General features: G+C 69.3%; 13 protein-coding genes and 1 pseudogene. 2 read left to right on the top strand and 12 right to left on the bottom strand.

Annotated features, from left to right (window positions below; genetic code table 11):
- Nucleotides 1-11 precede the first annotated feature (11 nt).
- Nucleotides 12-1,580, bottom strand: a complete 1,569-nt coding sequence (locus tag BMY74_RS01110) for a discoidin domain-containing protein (protein WP_342716564.1) — start codon at nucleotides 1,578-1,580, stop codon at nucleotides 12-14.
- A gap of 92 nt (nucleotides 1,581-1,672) precedes the next feature.
- Complete coding sequence (locus BMY74_RS01105; protein ID WP_177229516.1) at nucleotides 1,673-2,359, bottom strand: DUF4184 family protein; 687 nt, start codon at nucleotides 2,357-2,359, stop codon at nucleotides 1,673-1,675.
- A 92-nt stretch (nucleotides 2,360-2,451) separates the two neighbouring features.
- Between BMY74_RS01105 and BMY74_RS01100 the strand changes: the two are divergent.
- Nucleotides 2,452-2,823: pseudogene (locus tag BMY74_RS01100) on the top strand (DedA family protein); the annotation flags it as partial.
- A gap of 56 nt (nucleotides 2,824-2,879) precedes the next feature.
- Here BMY74_RS01100 and BMY74_RS01095 read toward each other — a convergent pair.
- The 6 genes from BMY74_RS01095 to BMY74_RS01070 all read right to left on the bottom strand — a co-directional run bounded on the left by BMY74_RS01095 (nucleotide 2,880) and on the right by BMY74_RS01070 (nucleotide 9,482).
- Complete coding sequence (locus BMY74_RS01095) at nucleotides 2,880-3,473, bottom strand: TetR/AcrR family transcriptional regulator (RefSeq protein WP_089907998.1); 594 nt, start codon at nucleotides 3,471-3,473, stop codon at nucleotides 2,880-2,882.
- A 77-nt stretch (nucleotides 3,474-3,550) separates the two neighbouring features.
- A complete protein-coding gene (locus tag BMY74_RS01090) occupies nucleotides 3,551-4,657 on the bottom strand; it encodes an ABC transporter ATP-binding protein (RefSeq protein WP_089907994.1) in 1,107 nt (368 codons plus the stop codon).
- The gene (locus BMY74_RS01085; protein ID WP_089907991.1) at nucleotides 4,654-5,652 is read right to left on the bottom strand and encodes an ABC transporter ATP-binding protein; all 999 of its coding nucleotides are present in this window, start codon (nucleotides 5,650-5,652) and stop codon (nucleotides 4,654-4,656) included. Before BMY74_RS01085 ends, BMY74_RS01090 begins: the two co-directional genes overlap by 4 nt.
- A gap of 6 nt (nucleotides 5,653-5,658) precedes the next feature.
- Nucleotides 5,659-6,582, bottom strand: coding sequence for an ABC transporter permease (locus BMY74_RS01080; RefSeq protein WP_177229515.1), 924 nt, complete (start codon nucleotides 6,580-6,582; stop codon nucleotides 5,659-5,661).
- 5 nt (nucleotides 6,583-6,587) lie between these two features.
- A complete protein-coding gene (locus BMY74_RS01075; protein ID WP_089907985.1) occupies nucleotides 6,588-7,592 on the bottom strand; it encodes an ABC transporter permease in 1,005 nt (334 codons plus the stop codon).
- A gap of 210 nt (nucleotides 7,593-7,802) precedes the next feature.
- Nucleotides 7,803-9,482, bottom strand: coding sequence for an ABC transporter substrate-binding protein (locus BMY74_RS01070; RefSeq protein WP_089907982.1), 1,680 nt, complete (start codon nucleotides 9,480-9,482; stop codon nucleotides 7,803-7,805).
- 216 nt (nucleotides 9,483-9,698) lie between these two features.
- On the opposite strand from BMY74_RS01070, the gene BMY74_RS01065 reads away from it, so the two are divergent.
- Complete coding sequence (locus BMY74_RS01065) at nucleotides 9,699-12,980, top strand: AfsR/SARP family transcriptional regulator (protein ID WP_089907979.1); 3,282 nt, start codon at nucleotides 9,699-9,701, stop codon at nucleotides 12,978-12,980.
- Here BMY74_RS01065 and BMY74_RS01060 read toward each other — a convergent pair.
- The 4 genes from BMY74_RS01060 to BMY74_RS01045 form a co-directional block, all read right to left on the bottom strand.
- A complete protein-coding gene (locus BMY74_RS01060) occupies nucleotides 12,956-13,477 on the bottom strand; it encodes a uridine kinase family protein (protein ID WP_245785819.1) in 522 nt (173 codons plus the stop codon). The two genes, BMY74_RS01065 and BMY74_RS01060, sit on opposite strands and share 25 nt — an antisense overlap.
- Nucleotides 13,474-14,082: a recombination mediator RecR gene (gene recR, locus BMY74_RS01055; RefSeq protein WP_089907976.1), complete on the bottom strand. Its 609-nt coding sequence runs from the start codon at nucleotides 14,080-14,082 to the stop codon at nucleotides 13,474-13,476. Before recR ends, BMY74_RS01060 begins: the two co-directional genes overlap by 4 nt.
- A gap of 23 nt (nucleotides 14,083-14,105) precedes the next feature.
- On the bottom strand, nucleotides 14,106-14,408 hold the full coding sequence (locus BMY74_RS01050) for a YbaB/EbfC family nucleoid-associated protein (RefSeq protein WP_177229572.1): 303 nt from the start codon (nucleotides 14,406-14,408) through the stop codon (nucleotides 14,106-14,108).
- 518 nt (nucleotides 14,409-14,926) lie between these two features.
- Nucleotides 14,927-16,987 carry a DNA polymerase III subunit gamma and tau gene (locus BMY74_RS01045; protein WP_089907971.1) on the bottom strand — a complete coding sequence of 687 codons (2,061 nt, stop codon included), beginning with the start codon at nucleotides 16,985-16,987 and terminating at the stop codon, nucleotides 14,927-14,929.
- Nucleotide 16,988: the final 1 nt, after the last annotated feature.

Here is a 16,988-nt window from a genome sequence, read left to right as displayed (position 1 = left end):
CGACCTCCGGGCTAACGGCAGTTGTAAGGACCGGCCTTGTCGCGCACCTTGCCCGCCGTGTCGATGACCTCCCACGAGTAGGAGCGGCCGGACAGGGTGAGCTTCAGGACGCCGTGGCTGTCCGCGAACCAGTTCTCGACCCCGGTGCGCGGCTTGACGTCCTGGTAGAGGTAGTCACCGCCGATGCCGACGATCGCGGCGCGCATGCCGTTCGCCTCGTCCACCGAGCCGCTCTTGCTCAGCGGCTTCAACCGCTCGTAGTGGTGGTCGTGACCGTTGAAGATCAGATCGGACTTGGCGTCCGCGAAGGCGTTCCACAGCGGGGACATCACGGACTTGTCGCCGTACTGGCCCGAGTTGAACCGCGGGTGGTGCCAGTAGCCGACGACGCACGACTTGGTGTTCGCGGCCAGGTCGGCCTTGAGCCAGTTCAGCTGCGTGGAGTCGCTGCCGGTGTCGTAGAGCTTCTGCGAGTCGAACGACACGAAGTGGAAGTCACCCGCGTCCCAGCTGTAGTACGGCTTGCCCTGCGGGTAGGCCTGGGCCCCGAAGTACGACTTGTAACCGTTGAGGTTGTCCTCCCACTCGTGGTTGCCCGTCGCGGGGTGGGTGATGCTCTTGTACTTGCCCCACGACTTGTCGTAGTGCGCCTTGAACTCGGCGAGCGTGCCGCTGTCGTACTGGTTGTCGCCGACCGTGAGGATGTGGTTCGGCTTGATCTGGTCGATCAGCTTCGCCGTCTCGTAGTGCTCGCTGTTGGTCAGCGACGCGATGTCGCCGGCCACGACGACGGTGATGTTCTCGCCGGGAGCGGCGGGCTTGGTGGTGGCCTGCACCGCGTTGCTCGCCGGACCGAGGTTGCCGGCCGCGTCACGCGCCTTGACGGTGTAGGTGAACTGCGTGCCCGACGCGAGCCCGGTGTCGGTGAACGTCGTCCCGGCCGGGGTGCCGACCACGCTGCCGTTGCGCAGCACCTCGTACCCGGTCACGCCGACGTTGTCGGTCGCGGCCGTCCACTGCAGACTGACCGAGTTCGACGTGGTCCCCGTGCTCGTGAGACCACCGGGCGCACTCGGCGCGGTGGTGTCGCCGTTCGCGACGCTGCCCCAGACCTCCAGGTCGAAGATCGAGTAACCGTAGGTCGTGCCGCGCTTGGTGCCGTAGATCCGCACGAACCGGCCGGTCGCCGTCAACGACGTCTCGTCGGTGCCGCCGTTCTGCCCGGTGAGGGTCTTCTTCGTGCTCCACGACGAGCCGTCGGCCGACGTCTGGATCTTGTACTCGGAGGCGTACGCGGCCTCCCAGTTGATCTTCACCTTGGAGATGGTCGCGTTCCCGCCGAGGTCGACGGCGATCCACTGCGGGTCGACGCCCTCGAGGCTCGCCCAGCGGGTGGCGGGGTCGCCGTCGACGGCGTTGGCGCCGCCGAACGTCTCGGCTTCGACGGACGACACGGTGGTGGGTTTGCCGGCGGACAGCAGGGAGTCGGCGGCGTTGGCCGTGCCGGACGCCGCGATCTGGGGGACCACGAGCGCGAGCAGGGCTATCGCGACACCGGTCCTGGTGTGCTTTTTGATCACTTCGTTCCTCCTGGGCAAAGGCGGCGGCTCGAAGGATTGGTTAACAAGCTTTCCAATTGAGTTCGGACGTTAACGGCGGCCGGAGAGACCGGTCAACGACGCGACTGCCCGAGGTGCCACAGAACGGCGTGCAGGCCCAGCCCGGCGCACAGGCCCTGGATCACACCCAGCAGCAGCCGCCGGACCCAGTCGTAGTCGCTGACTTGGCTGACCGGGTCGGACAACGACCAGATGGCGCCCGCCACCACGGCCACCCCGACGAGGGTCCAGAACCAGTACCGCGAAGCCCCGGCGCGAGCCGGCCAGTCCTGCCCTTTCGGACAGCGGACCGCCGTCCAGGCCAGCAGGGCCATGCCGCCGGCCGACGACACGTACCCGATCACGTTGTAGAGCCGGTGAGGTCCGATGACGGGGACGTCCAACCAGTCCCACTGCTGCACGAACCACCCGTCGGTCTGCGTGAAGGCGTCCCACAGCAGGTGGGTGAGCACTCCCACCACAACAGACGACGCGCGCACCAACGGCCGGCCGAAATCTCCCGGACGCGACACCCTCACCCGCACGAACGCCGGCGCCAGCGCCATCAGCGAAGGCAGCGACAACCGCCCGACGAGCAACAACGCCACGGCGGCGAGCGATCCTCCCAGCACGTCGTGGGTCGGCAGCACCGGCAGGTAGTAGCCCACGTCGGGCGCGACGGCCCCCGCCACCAGTCCCGGGAACCAGAGCCGCCGGCGCAACGGCAACACCGCGGCCGGATGCGCGAGCGTGAACGGCACCTGACCAGCGTAGATCAACTCGATACCTGTGGACGCGCTGAAGAAACACCCAGGTCGGGATTGTTCACCTGGCTCACGTACGTTCACCGATCATGAGCACCGCAGCCAGCCTCGTAGTGCTGTTCCTGGTCGCCGTCGTGCCGCTGGCACCGACGGAGGCCGTGCTCATCGGCGCCGGTGTCCTGGCCGCGTCCGGTGAGGTGCCGCTGTACCTGGTCGTGGCCGTCGCCGCGGCCGGCTGCCTGCTCAGCGACCTGATCAACTTCACCGCGGGGCGCCGGATGGGGATGCGGGCCCTCGACAAGGTCAACAGGAACGCCAAGGCGCGGGCGATGGTCGTGTGGACGGCCGACCAGCTCGCGTCGAAGGGCGAGACCATCCTCATCGCGGCGCGGTTCCTGCCCGCCGGCGGCATCGTCGGGGCGTTGCTGACCGGGGCGCTGAAGTGGCCCTTCAAGCGGTTCGTGCCGGTCGCGGCGATCGGGTCGGCGCTGTGGAGCCTCTACCCCGCCACCGTCGGCTACATCGGCGGCCAGCTCGTCGACGAGGCGTGGCTCGCCATGCTGCTGTCCTTCGGCGTGGCCACGCTCATCTCGGTGCCGGTCGGCATGGCGATCCGTGCGCGCAATGCCAACCGCACTCTCTCGTACGCCGAGGCGTCGTCGTAGAGCACCGCGAACCGGTCCGCGGCCGCCAGCAGGGCGTCCACCTCGAACGCCATCTGGGCGTCGCCGCAGAGCTGTTCCAGCAGTGAGATCCAGCGCAGGTTGAAGAGCATCAACGCGTCCCGCACGCGGCCGGGGCGGGCCGCGAACTCCGAGCGGGTCACGACGAAGAAGCAGCCGCCGGGGAACACGCGGCGCTTCGAGTAGTCGAGCCAGCGCCCGGCCAGGTCGAGCACCGAACCGCCGGCGATCACGACCTCGCGCGCGAAGATCTCCGCGGCCGCGTGGACGGTCGAGATCTGCAGCTCCTCCTTGGCGCCGAAGTGCGAGAACACCCCGCTCTTGCTCATGCCGAGCTCGACCGCGAGCCGCCCGATGGTGACGCCCTCCAGGCCGTCGACCGAGGCGATCTCGGCCGCTCTCAACAGGATCGAGCCACGACTGTCCATCCACCGAGGACAGCGCACGACCCTGGAGAAACGAACGGGGCCACCTCGAAAGGTGGCCCCGGCCGGGAGAACAGGAACTACGGGTTCAGCGCCTCGGTGACGGACGCCGGTCCCACCAGCGGGACGTCGGGCGACAGGCCGTCACCCTCCTCCACCAGGACCGGCTTCACCTCGTGCGGCTGGATCTCGCCGGAGCGGATCTGCTCGGCCCAGTGGCACGCCACCTTGTGACCCGGCTTGAGCTCGCGCAGCGCCGGGCGTTCGGTGTCGCACTTCGTCTCCTGCCGCCACGGGCACCGGGTGTGGAACCGGCAGCCGCTCGGCGGGTTCGCGGGCGACGGGAGGTCACCCGCGAGCAGGATCCGTTCGCGCCGGTCCTCGACCTGGGGGTCGGGCACCGGGATCGCCGACAGCAGCGCCCGCGTGTACGGGTGCAGCGGTTCGTCGTAGAGGTCCTCGGAGGTGGCCTCCTCGACCAGGCCGCCGAGGTACATCACGCCGACCCGGTCGGAGATGTGCTTCACGACGGCGAGGTCGTGCGCGATCACCAGGTAGGTCAGGCCGAACTTCTCCTGGAGCTCCTCCAGCAGGTTCACGACCTGGGCCTGCACCGACACGTCGAGCGCGGACACCGGCTCGTCGGCGACGATCAGGTCCGGGTTGAGCGCCAGGGCACGGGCGATGCCGATGCGCTGCCGCTGACCGCCCGAGAACTCGTGCGGGTACTTGCGCAGCGCGGAGGCGGGCAGACCGACGGCCGCGAGCAGTTCGCGCAGCCGCTTGGCCGTCGACTCCTTGCCCTCGTCCAGACCGTGCGCCCGCAGGCCCTCGACCAGGATCGACTCCACGGACTGGCGCGGGTCGAGCGAGGACAGCGGGTCCTGGAACACCATCTGGATCCGGCGCCGCATCTTGCGCAGCTCCTCGCCCTGCAGGGTCGAGAAGTCCTGCCCGTCGAAGACCATCTTGCCGTCGGTCGGCTCGTTGAGCCGCAGCATCGCCCGCCCGAGGGTGGACTTGCCGCAGCCCGACTCGCCGACGAGGCCGTAGGTCTCGCCGCGCTTGATCTCGAGGTCGACGCCGTCGACCGCGTAGACGTAGCCGACGGTCCGGTCGAAGAACACGCCCCGCTTGATCGGGAAGTGCACCTTCATGTCCTGCACGGAAACCAGGGTCTCGCTCATACCGGCACCTCCTCGGCGGCGGGAGTTCCCGGCACCACCGGGTTGTGGCAGCGGAGCAGGCGTCCCAGCTTGTCGACCTCCGCGGGCGTCTCCGCGCGGCACACGTCCAGCGCGTTCGGGCAACGCGGGGCGAACGCGCAGGCGCTCGTCCACGGGATGTTGTCCGCGACGGACCCCTTGATGGGCGTCAGCTTCTCGCCGCGCGGGGCGTCGAGCCGCGGGATGGACGCGAGCAGGCCGTGCGTGTACGGGTGGCGCGGCTCGGCGAAGAGCTTGTGCCGCATGGCCTTCTCGACCACCTTGCCGCCGTACAGCACGTTGACCTCGTCGCACAGGCCGGCGACGACACCCAGGTCGTGGGTGATCATCACGAGCGCGGTGCCGAGGTCCTGCACCAGTTCCTTCATCAGCGACAGGATCTGGGCCTGGATGGTCACGTCCAGCGCCGTCGTCGGCTCGTCCGCGATCAGCAGCTTCGGCCGGCACGCCAGCGCGATCGCGATGAGCGCACGCTGCCGCATGCCGCCGGAGAGCTGGTGCGGGTACTCCTTGAGCCGCCGGTTCGGGTCCGGGATGCCGACCTTGTCGAGCAGGTCCTTCGCCTCGATCATGGCCTCCTTGCGGGGCATGCCGCGGTGCCGTTCGAGCACCTCGGTGACCTGCAGGCCGATCGGGACGACGGGGTTGAGCGAGGACAGCGGGTCCTGGAAGACCATGCCGAGCTCGCTGCCGCGCTTGTCGCGCATCTGCTTGTCGGAGAGCTTCAGCAGGTCCGTGCCGTCGTAGGTCACGCTGCCGGTGACCTTGGCGCCGCGCTTGGGCAGCAGGCCCATGATCGCGAGCGACGTCACGGACTTGCCGCAGCCGGACTCGCCGACGAGCCCGACCGTCTGGCCGGGTTCGACGTCGAAGCTGACGCCGTCGACCGCGTGGAACGGGGCTTCGCCCTTGCGCTGGAACACGACGGAGAGGTCACGTACTTCGAGCAGTGCCACGACGACTCACCGCCTGTTCTTCGGGTCGAGGGCTTCGCGCAGCGTCTCGCCCATGAGGGTGAAGCCGAGCGCGACGACGATGATGCAGACCGCGGGCCACGCGGCGAGGTGCGGGTGCGTGTCGAAGACGTTCTGCACGTCACCGAGCATCTGCCCCCACTCCGGCAGCCGGTCGTCCGGGTTGCCGAGGCCGAGGAACGACAGCGCGGCCGCCTCGATGATCGCGGTGGCCAGCACGAGCGTCGACTGGACGATCACCGGGCTGAGCGAGTTCGGCAGCATGTGCCGGAACACGATCGCGCCCTTCTTCACGCCGAGCGCCGTGGCCGCGAGCACGTGGTCGCTGTGCCGTTGCGCCAGCATCGAACCTCTGAGCAGGCGCGCGAACACGGGGATCTGCACGATCGAGACCGCGAGGATCACCGTGAACTGGCTGGGCCGCGCGAACATCGCCGCGATCGAGAACGCCAGCAGCAGCGACGGCAGCGAGAGCATGACGTCGACGATGCGCATGACGACCGAGTCGACCCATCCGCCGAGCGCGCCCGCGAGCGTGCCGAGGATCAGTCCACCGGCGAGGCCGATGATCGTGGCGCCGACCCCGACGATGAGCGTCTGCTGCGAGCCGACGAGCAGGCGCGAGAAGAAGTCGCGGCCCTGCAGGTCGCCACCGAGCAGGTGACCGGGCTGGGGCGGCGGGATCTCGTTGCGCGCCTTGACGACCTGGTCGATCAGCATCGGGACGGACGGGTCCTGCGGCGCGAGCCACGGGGACAGCAGCGACAGCACCACGAAGATGCCGATGATCGTCGCACCGATGAGGAACACCGGGCTGCGACGCAGCCGCTTCCACGCGCTGGCCGCGAGCGAGACGCCCGCGGACTCGGCGAGGCCGTCGATCTTTTCCTTCTTGGAGACTCCGAGTGCCACTGCGCTCACCTCGTCCTGATGCGCGGGTCGATGAGCGCGTACGAGAGGTCGACCAGCAGGTTCACCACGACGTAGACGATCGTGGCCATGATGATCAACAACAGCAGCACCGGGTAGTCACGCCGTTCGAACCCGATGGCGAGCGCCTGGCCGACACCGGCGAACGAGAACACCTTCTCGGTGAGCACGGCGCCGGAGAGCAGCGCACCGGTCTGCAGACCGATCGTCGTGACGACCGGGAGCATCGCGTTGCGCAGCACGTGGCGGCGGCGGATCACCGGGGCGGTGAGGCCCTTGGACTCGGCGGTGCGCACGAAGTCCTCGTCGAGCACGTCGAGGACGGCCGCACGGGTGATCCGGAAGATCACCGCGAACGGGATCGTCGCGAGCGCGATCGCCGGCAGGATCAGGTGTTCCAGCGCGTTCAGCGTCGCGTCGAACTCACCGGTGATCAGGCCGTCGAGCGTGAAGAAGCCGGTGACGCGCGTGGCGTCGATGGCGTCCTGGCGGCCCTGCGACGGAAGGCCGAGCGCCGACGACGCCACGTCCTTGAGCAGGTAGGCCAGGAAGAACACCGGCACGGCGACGCCGATCAGCGAACCGATGACGCTGAGGTTGTCGAACCAGCCGCCGCGGCGCTTCGCGGCGAGGTAGCCGAGCGGGACGCCGACCGCGATCGCGATCAGGATCGCGAAGAAGCTGAGCTCGATCGTCGCGGGGAACCGCTGGAGGAAGATCTCGAGCGCCGAGTCACCGGGCTGGACACCGGTGGAGACGCCGAAGTCACCGGTCGCCGCGCGACCGAGGAACTTGAAGTACTGGACGAAGATCGGCTGGTCGAGGCCGAGCTGCTTGGTGAGGGCTTCGCGCGACTCCGGCGTGGCGCGTTCTCCCAGGAGGGCCGAGACCGGCCCTCCCGGAAGGAGTCGCAACCACGCGAAGAGCAACATCGAGAGCACCAGCACCACACCGACCAGCTGGACCAGCCGTCGAATGGTGTAGCGGAGCACTTGAGCTACCCCGAGGTTCTCTTTGTGGTGGGAGGCGGTCCCGCGATCGGCGGTGTTCGCCCCGTGTTCCGGCGGTCAGACGGGTGGATCGCAGTGCGGCCCCTCGCCCTCAGCCGAGTTTCGGCCGTGGGCGAGGGGCCGGTGCCGTGAGGCGCCTCGCTGAGCGCCGGAAGACGCGGCGGAGGTCGCCGGTCGCGGCACCGGGTTCGGTCAGCCCTTCGAGGCCGGGCCGAACTTCTCGTCGGTCAACGGGCTCGGGACGACACCCTTGACGTCCGACTTGAACACCAGAGCGGGCGGGGAGTGCGAGATCGGGATCGCGGGCAGGTACTCGTCCATGATCTTCTTGTTGATCTCTTCGTACTGCTTGGTGCGCTCACCCTCGTTCGGCTCGGAGTTGGCCTTGGCGAGAGCGTCCGCGAGGGTCTTGCCCCACGGGGACACACCGGTGTTGAAGCGGTTGTCGGTGCGGCCGAAGAACGTGCCGACCCAGTTGTGCGCGGTGCCGTTGTCACCGGTCCAGCCCAGGAGGAACAGGTCCGGGATGCCGTTGTCGACGTCGGTCAGGTAGCCGCCGTTCCACGGCTTCGTGACGACCTCGAGCTTGATGCCGGCGGCCTGCAGGTCACCGGAGATCGCGCCGAACAGGTCCTTCGGCGACGGCATGTACGGACGCGTGACCTCGGACGGCCAGTAGAACTTCAGCGTCAGGTCGGTGGCACCGGCCTCGGCGAGCAGGGACTTGGCCTTGGCGGCGTCGTAGCCGACGGCCTTGATGTCCTTGTTGTAGCCGTTGACGGTGTCCGGCATGAACTGCGTCGCGACCTTGGCGCCCTCGGGCAGCTGCGACTTGACGAGCTGCTCGCGGTTGATCGCGTACATCAGGGCCTGGCGGACCTTGAGGTCGGCGAGCTTCGGGTTGTTCTTCTGGTTGATGCCCAGGTAGAACACGTTGAACGCCGGGCGGATCGCCACGTTGAAGCCGTCGGTCTTCAGACCGGCCCAGTCCGCCGCGTTCGGCAGGTCGTAGCCGTCGATGTCGCCGGCCTTGAGCGCCTGCTTGCGTGCGGTCTCGTCCGGGATGATCTTGAAGACGATCTTGTCCAGCTTGGCCTTCGTGCCGTGGTAGGCGTCGTTCTTGACGAGCTCCACGGTGTTGTTGGCCTTGTCGTACTTGCCGAACTTGAACGGGCCCGTGCCGGTGGGGTGCTCGTTCGCGTAGGCCGGGTAGGTGAACGCGTCACCGGCGGCCTGGACGTTGTCCGCGTCGTACTGCTTCAGCGCGGTCGGGCTCGAGATCGAGAACGACGTGAAGCCGAGGACCGACGGGAACTGCGAGGTGACCTCGTTCAGCTCGATGACCGCGGTCTTGGCGTCCTTGGCCGTGCAGGACTTGTACAGCGAGGGCTTGTCCGGCGTGTCCTTGAACCCGCCGAAGTTGTCCAGCCAGTACTGGGAGACGGCGTCGGACTGGCCGGCGCCCTTCTGGTTGTACCAGCGTTCGAAGTTGAAGCAGACGGCCTCGGCGTTGAAGTCCGTGTCGTCGTGGAACTTCACGCCCTCCTTGAGGGTGAAGGTCCACGTCTTGCCGTCCGCGGAGGGCTCGTACTTCGTGGCGAGCGCGGGCTCGACCTCGGCGGTACCCGGCTTGAAGCCGACCAGGCCCTCGTACATCTGGCGGGCGACCCGGAAGGTCTCGCCGTCAGTCGCGTAGAACGGGTCGAAGAGCTTCGGCGCGCCGGCGGCGCCGAAGGTCAGCGTGCCGCCTTCCTTGCCGCCACCGCCGGAGTCGCGCTGGGATTGCGCGCAACCTGACAGGGCGAGCGCGCTGACGCTGAGGAAGCCGATCGCGGCAACCCAACGGCGGCGAGCCGTTACTGAGTGGACCATCAAACACCCCTTGGACAATCCGCACATCTCACGGTGTGGTCGCCGACCATAACCGTTGTAGATACCCCGTCCGGGGTTACTCAGGTCACGATCCGGCCACTAGACCAGGCATTCTGATACGTCCGGCGCACGGCCGCTGACCCAACGTGAGCACGGCAGATGCGTCGGACGCTCTCTTAGGCTGTAGAAACAACAACGACACGCGGAGGAGGTCGCATGAGCAGATCGGTCGAGTTCCGCGTGCTCGGCCCCCTCCAAGTTCTCCTCGATGCCGAACCTCTGCTGGTCAGAGCGGGTCGGCAGCGGGCGCTGCTGGTGTCGCTGTTGTTGCGGGCGGGCACCTCGGTGTCCGTGGACGAGCTCGCCGCGAACGTCTGGGGCGAGGATCCGCCGGCCCGTGCGCGTGCGACTCTGCAAACGTACGTGATGAGACTTAGACAACTGCTCGGCCCGTCCGTGCCGATCAAAACCGTTCCAGACGGTTACCTGATCGACATAGACGAGAAGACCATCGACCTGATGCGCTTCGAACCTCTGATCGAACAGGGCGAGCAGGCGCGGGCGGCGGGCAACCTGCAGGCCGCCTCGGCCGCGTTCGCCGCCGCGCTGGGGCTCTGGCGTGGACCGGCCCTGGTCGACGTGCCGTCGGAGGTCCTGCACCGCGACGAGGTCCCCCGCCTGGACGAACGACGCCTGCACGTGCTGGAACGCCGCGTCGAGGTCGACCTGGAGCTGGGCCGCCACAGCGAGCTGGTCGCCGAGCTCTCCCGCCTGACCAGCGACCACCCGTTGCGCGAGCGGTTCTGGGCGCAGCTCATGGTCGCGCTGTACCGCTCCGGCCGGCAGAGCGAGGCGCTCGCCGCCTACCAGCGCGTGTCGCGGCTGCTGGGCGACGAGCTGGGCATCGATCCCGGCGACGAGCTGCGCCGCGTGCACAGCCAGGTGCTGACGGGGTCGATCAACGCGGTGACGCCGATGTCGTCCGGTGGGCACGTGGTCGCCGTGAAGCCGGAGCGGGTCGTGCCGTCGCAGCTCCCGGCGGACATCCCGGACTTCGTCGGCCGCGACGAGGCCGTCTCGCTGATCGTGGCGTTGCTGCGGACCGCGCAGGGCGTGCCGGTCGTGACGCTGGCCGGGCCGCCGGGCGTGGGCAAGACGGCGCTGGCCGTGCACGCGGCGCACCGGATGCGCGCGGACTTCCCGGACGGCCAGCTGTACGTCAACCTGCGCGGATACGCCCCCGGCCCGCCGTTGAGCGCGGTGGACGTGCTGCCCCGGTTCCTGCGCGCGCTGGGGACCGAGCCCGACGAGGTGCCGCTCGACCAGGACGAGCAGGAGGCGATGTTCCGGTCGACGCTGACCGGTCAGCGCGTGCTGTTGTTGCTGGACAACGCCTCCTCGGCCGAGCAGATCCGGCCGCTGCTGCCGGGGTCGCCGGGGTGCGCGGTGCTGGTGACCTCGCGCGACACGTTGCGCGGCCTGGCCGTCTCGCACGCGGCGTCGAACGTGCGGCTCGACGTGCTCGACTGGCCCGAGACGCGGTCGCTGCTCGCCGGCATCGTGGGTGCGGACGAGGTGGCGTCCCAACTGGACGCGGCGCTCGAGCTGGCGGCCCTGTGCGCGCACCTGCCATTGGCTTTGCGTATCGCAGCCGCGAACCTCGTCTCGCGTCCGGAACTGTCCATCGCGGACTACGTGGAGGAGCTCCGGGCGGGCAACCGGCTCGCCGCGCTGGCCGTGGAGGGCGACGAACGGGTCGCGGTGCACGCGGCGTTCGACCTGTCCTACGCGGCGTTGAAGCCCGAGCTCGCGCAGATGTTCCGGGTGCTGTCCCTGGCTCCCGGCACGGACTTCACGCCGGAGATGGCCGCGGCGCTGTCGGGACTGACCACTCAGGACGCCCGCCGCCGGCTCGACCGCCTCGCCACCGCGAACCTGATCGCGAACCACGCGCCGTCCCGCTACCAGTTCCACGACCTGCTGCGCGACTACGCGGCCGAGCGCCTGGCGTTCGAGGAGGGCCGCGCGGACTCGAAGCTCGCATTGCGGCGGCTGGTGGACTGGGCGGTGCGCTCGGTCGACAACGCCACCTCGGCGATGAAGTCGACGCTGTTCCGCTTCCCCCGCCCGGCGCCGCTCGACGGCGTGGTGCCGCGGACGTTCAGCACCTCGACCGAGGCCCTGACGTGGCTCGACGTGGAACGCGCGAACCTGGTCGCCCTGGTCGCGCACGCCGTCGAGCGCGACCCGGAGAACTCGCCGTGGCAGCTGGCCGACGCGTTGCGCGGCTACTTCTACACGCAGGGACTGGCGGCGGAGTGGCGCGAGACGGCCAAGGCCGGCCTGCTGGGGGCCCGCGCGCCGCGGGACGAGCTCGGCCAGCTCGCGATGCTGTCGTCGCTGGGCACGCTGTACTGGGTGACCGGGCAGCACCGCAACGCGCTCGGCTACTACCAGCAGGCCATCGCGCTGCAGGAGCACATCGTCCTGCCCGAGGCCGAGGCCGCCGTGCTGTCCAACGCGGGCAGCGTCTACATCGACCTGGGCGAGCTGGAGCACGCCGCTGACCACCTGGAGCGCGCACTGGTGATCACGCGCCGGATCGGCGCGTTCCAGGTGCAGGCCAACGCCTTGTTCAACCTCGGCGGCGTCTACCTGCAGCTCGGGCACCTCGACCGCGCCGCGACGACGTTCGAGGAGGCGCTGGAGGTCGGCACGCGCATCGACTCGTGGATCACCCAGGCGAACTCCATGCGCGCGTTGGGCGAGGTCTACGCGTTGCGCGGCGACCTCGACCTCGGCGCGTCGTACTTCATGAGCGCGAGCGAACTCTACGAACGCGCGGCGGCCCGCAACTTCGGCCACACCATGCACGAGGGCATGGCGATCACGCTGATCATGCGCGGCCGTTTCGAGGAGGCGGCCCTGGAAGCCTCCGCCGCCATGCAGATCGCCCAGGACCTGGAGAACGTCAAGAGCGTGTGCGACGCCAAGAACCTGCTCGGCCGCGCACTGGAGGGAGCCGGCCGCTACCCGGAGGCGCTGGAGCAGTTCTCGTCGGCCCTGGCGATCGCGGTGGAGACCGGCTACTCGTGGGGGCTGTGCTCGGCCCGGCGCGGTCTCGCGTCCTCCTACCGGGCGGCGGGCCGGTTCTCCGAGGCGTTGGAGATGGCCACGTCCGCGCTGGAGGAGGCGGGCCGGTCGCAGTTCCGCCAGGCCGAGATGGAGGTGTTGCTCGTCCTCGGGCGCACGCACCTCGACATGTCAGACGCCTCCAGCGCCTTGGAATGCGCTCTGCGCGCGGCCTCCGTCGGCACCGACTCGGGTCACCGCTGGGTGGTCGGGCGTGCGTTGCAGCTGGCGGGCGACGCTGCTTTTTCGCTGGGCGACTTCTCTTCGGCCCGGTCGCACTGGTCTTCCGCGCTGGACGTGTTGAGCGCTATCGGGACGCCCGAGGCCTCGGTCGTGCGCGCTCAACTGCTCGACGTGACAACGTAGTCAGCTCGGGCCCTGGTCTCGTCGACCGCGAACCAGCCTCTTTCGTACTGCTGCCAACGGAGGAAGTGCTCGCGCTGGTGCTCGCCGTCGCGTTTCACGGCCCGTTCCAGGCGTGCTCGCTCGTCCCCGTGGTCGACGAAGATCGCGAGGCTGAGACGGGTGTTCGCTTTCCTGGCCGAGGAGAACCCCTCCAGGATGATGGTCCTTCGTGGAGTGATGACGACCTCGTCGCCCTCTCCGACGCACGGAAAGCCTTGGGACCAGTCGGTTTTCCGGTAGCGGCCCTCTTCGTTCCGCGCGACCGCTTGCAGCGCTTGGACGAGTCGCGGCCACCACCGCGTCGTCGGGTCGTCCCACGTGGCGAAGTGGTCGGTGCTGATGAGCTGGGCGTCGATTTGCTGCGCGAGTTCGGTGGCGAACGTCGACTTCCCCGCACCCGAAGGTCCGTCCACCGCGACCAGGCGCGTGTCACCCAGCCGCGGTGGACGTGCGTTCACATGCTCCGGCGACCAGATAGCGCACGCCCCAGCGTGAGCTCGTCCGCGAACTCCAGGTCGCCGCCCATCGGCAGCCCGCTGGCGAGCCGCGTGACGGTCAGCCCCGGGAAGTCCCGCAGCATCCGGACGAGGTACGTCGCCGTCGCCTCGCCCTCGGTGTTCGGGTCCGTGGCGATGATGACCTCGGAGATGTCGACCCCGTCGGTCGCCGTCCCGATCCGGTTGAGCAGCTGCCGGATCCGCAGCTGGTCCGGCCCCACCCCGCTGAGCGGGTCCAGGGCACCACCCAGCACGTGGTAGCGCCCCCGGAACTCCCTGGTGCGCTCGATCGCCTGGACGTCCTTCGGCTCCTCGACCACGCAGACCAGCGTGAGGTCGCGCTTCGGGTCGCGGCAGATGCGGCACGTGGTCTCGGCGGACACGTTGCCGCAGACGTCGCAGAACACAACGCCTTCCTTCACCTTCTGCAACGCCTGCTGGAGCCGCTCGATGTCAGCGGATTCCGTGGCGAGCAGGTGGAAGGCGATGCGCTGGGCGCTCTTCGGACCGACGCCGGGCAACCTGCCCAGCTCGTCGATCAGGTCCTGTACCGGGCCCTCGTACATGGTCGGTCAGCCGGCTCTCGTGCCTAGCCGAGCAGTCCGCCGAGGCCACCCTGCGCCAGCGGGCCGAGCTTCTGCTCCACCAGCTGCTGCGCCTTGGTGTTCGCGTCCTTGATGGCGGCGATCACCAGGTCCTGGAGGGTGTCGACGTCCTCGGGGTCCACGATCTTGGGGTCGATGGCGAGGTTCACGAGCTCGCCGCCACCGGTGACCGTGGCCGTGACGAGGCCGTTGCCCGCGTTGCCGGTGATCTCGGTTTCGGCCAGCTGCTGCTGGGCTTCTGCCATCTGCTGCTGCATGTTCTGGGCCTGCTGGAGCAGGGCCTGCATGTCGAACTGACCGGGTTGCACCGCTGGTCCTCTCGGGTGAGCTTTTCTGGTGGGGTGTCGCTTGGGTTGTTGTCCAGCGTACGGGGGGTGGGGGGTGGTGCGTTTTCGTGGTGGGTGGGGGTGCGGGTTGTGCGGGTGGCTGCTTGTGCGGGGGTTGTTTTGCGTGCGGCCTGTTTCTGTTGCGTGCTTCCCCTGGGGCTCTGCCCCAGACCCCGGCAATCTGAGATGGGGGCCAGCGCTGGGGGCGGGTTGATGGCACGCCTGGTGCGTAGAGCGGCTGCCGGTTGCTTTGTTTGGTTGCGGTGGCGGTGGGGTCCCATCCCAAGCCGCACCAAGAGCGAGCCACACCTGAGGAGGGGTGTCAAACCGCCGAAAAGCGTGGCGGTTTGACACCCCTCCTCAGGTGCAGCAAGAGCTGTGGCGCGACTCGTGATGGGACCCACCGCCGGTACCTCTTTGCTGAAGACGGCTCGCCTTCGGCATCGCGGATCGGTGGCTGCCGTCATCGCCTCTGGCCGCTACTTCTTCAGCGGGCGGGCGCCCAGTTCGTCGGCCAGGAGTTGCAGCATGACCGACTCCGGGTCCTTGGCCTGGGCCTCGTTCACCGCGTCCTGGTCCACCGGGCGGGCGGCCTCGGCCAGCATCGCCTCTTCGTCGTCCGGCTCTGGCGGGAGCGGGTCGTCGGGCTCCGGGGGTTCCGGTGGCGGTGGGACGTCGTCCATCGGTGGGCGGGGGGCTTGTTGCTGTTGTGGTGGTGGTGCTTGGTGGGGGCGGGCCTGCTGGTTCTGGGCCTGGCTCGGGCGGACCGGGGCCGGGCGGCTCACCTTTGCCGGGGCCGCTGCCTGTTGGGTGGCGCCTGGGGTGCCGTGGGTGCAGCGGACCTGCCAGGTGCCGCCCAGCACCGCGGACAGCGCCGTGGCGATGGCCTCGGTGTTGCGGGTCTCCGCCAGGCGGCGGGCCAGGGGGGCCGAGGTGTGGGTGATCGTGACCACGTTGCCGTCGACCTCGCTGACCACGGCGTTGGTCAGCATCGCCTCGGTGCTGCGGCTCGTCGACCGGACCGCTGCCAGCAGTTCGGACCAGATCCTGCGGACCGCTGTCGCGTCCATGGCGCCGGTACCCGCGCCGGTGGGTGCGGGCGGTTGTTGCTGGGTGGCTGCCGGCTGTGCGGGTGCCGGAGTCGGGGGCGTGACTGGTGCCGGGGTCGGGGGCGCTGCTTGTGCCGGGGCTGCGGCCGTCGGCTGTGGCTGAGCAGGGGCTGCGGCCGTCGGCTGCGCCGGGACGGCCTGGGCCTGGGCGGGTGCCGGCTGCGGTGCTCGGGGTGGTTCCGGGGTCGGCTCCGCCGGTTGCTGGGACCTGCGGGTGAAGACCGGGCCGTTCGCCGGGGGTGCTGCCGCCTCGCCTGGCGCTCCGATCGCTGCCGGGGGGCGGCGTTCGAGTTGTTCCAGGCGTTGCAGGAGTGCTGCTTCCGACTGGCTCACCGACGGGAGGAGCATGCGGGAGACGAGCAGTTCCAGCAGGAGGCGGGGGGCCGTGGCGCCGCGCATGTCGACCAGGCCCTGGTGGACGATCTCGGCGTAGCGGGTGAGGGCCGCCGGGCCGATTCGTTCTGCCTGGGCCGCCATCGTGGCCAGCTCGTCCTCCGGGACGTTGACCAGGTTGCGGTCGGCGGCGTCGGGGACCGCGCAGAGCAGGACGAGGTCGCGGAGCCTGTCGAGGAGGTCGGAGGCGAAGCGGCGGGGGTCGTGGCCCGCGTCGACCAGGCGGTCGATGGTGCCGTAGACCGCTGCGCCGTCGCCTGCGGAGAGGCCGTCGACCACGTCGTTGATCAGGGCCGAGTCGGTGACGCCGAGGAGCGTGATGGCGCGCTCGTACTTCACGCCCTCCGGGCCCGCGCCGGACAGGAGCTGGTCCATGACGGACTGGGTGTCGCGGGCCGAGCCGCCGCCCGCGCGGATCACCAGCGGGAAGACGGACGGCTCGACGGCCACGCCTTCGGCGGCGCAGTTGCGTTCGAGCAGGCTCCGCATGACGCCGGGCGGGATCAGGCGGAACGGGTAGTGGTGCGTGCGCGAGCGGATGGTCGGGAGCACCTTGTCCGGCTCGGTCGTGGCGAAGATGAAGATCAGGTGGTCCGGCGGCTCCTCCACGATCTTCAGCAGGGCGTTGAAGCCCTGCGTCGTGACCATGTGCGCCTCGTCGATGATGAAGACGCGGTACTTGGACTCCGCCGGCGCGTAGAAGGCCTTGTCGCGGAGTTCCCGGGCGTCTTCGACACCACCGTGCGAGGCCGCGTCGAGCTCGACCACGTCGACGCTGCCGGTGCCGTTGGGGGCCAGGCCGATGCAGCTGTTGCACTCGCCGCACGGGTCGGGCGTCGGGCCCTGCACGCAGTTGAGCGAGCGGGCGAGGATGCGCGCCGACGACGTCTTGCCGCAGCCGCGCGGACCGCTGAACAGGTAAGCGTGGTTCACCCGGCCCGCCGACAACGCGACACGCAGCGGGTCGGTCACGTGCTCCTGGCCTACGACCTCGGAGAACGTGGCCGGACGGTACTTGCGATACAGAGCGAGCGCCACG

The sequence above is a fragment of the Lentzea albida genome (genome assembly GCF_900111005.1).
GTDB classification, from domain to species: Bacteria; Actinomycetota; Actinomycetes; order Mycobacteriales; family Pseudonocardiaceae; genus Lentzea; species Lentzea albida.
The sequence above is the reverse complement of the archived record's forward strand: the minus strand, read 5'-3'. Positions and strand labels throughout refer to the sequence as shown.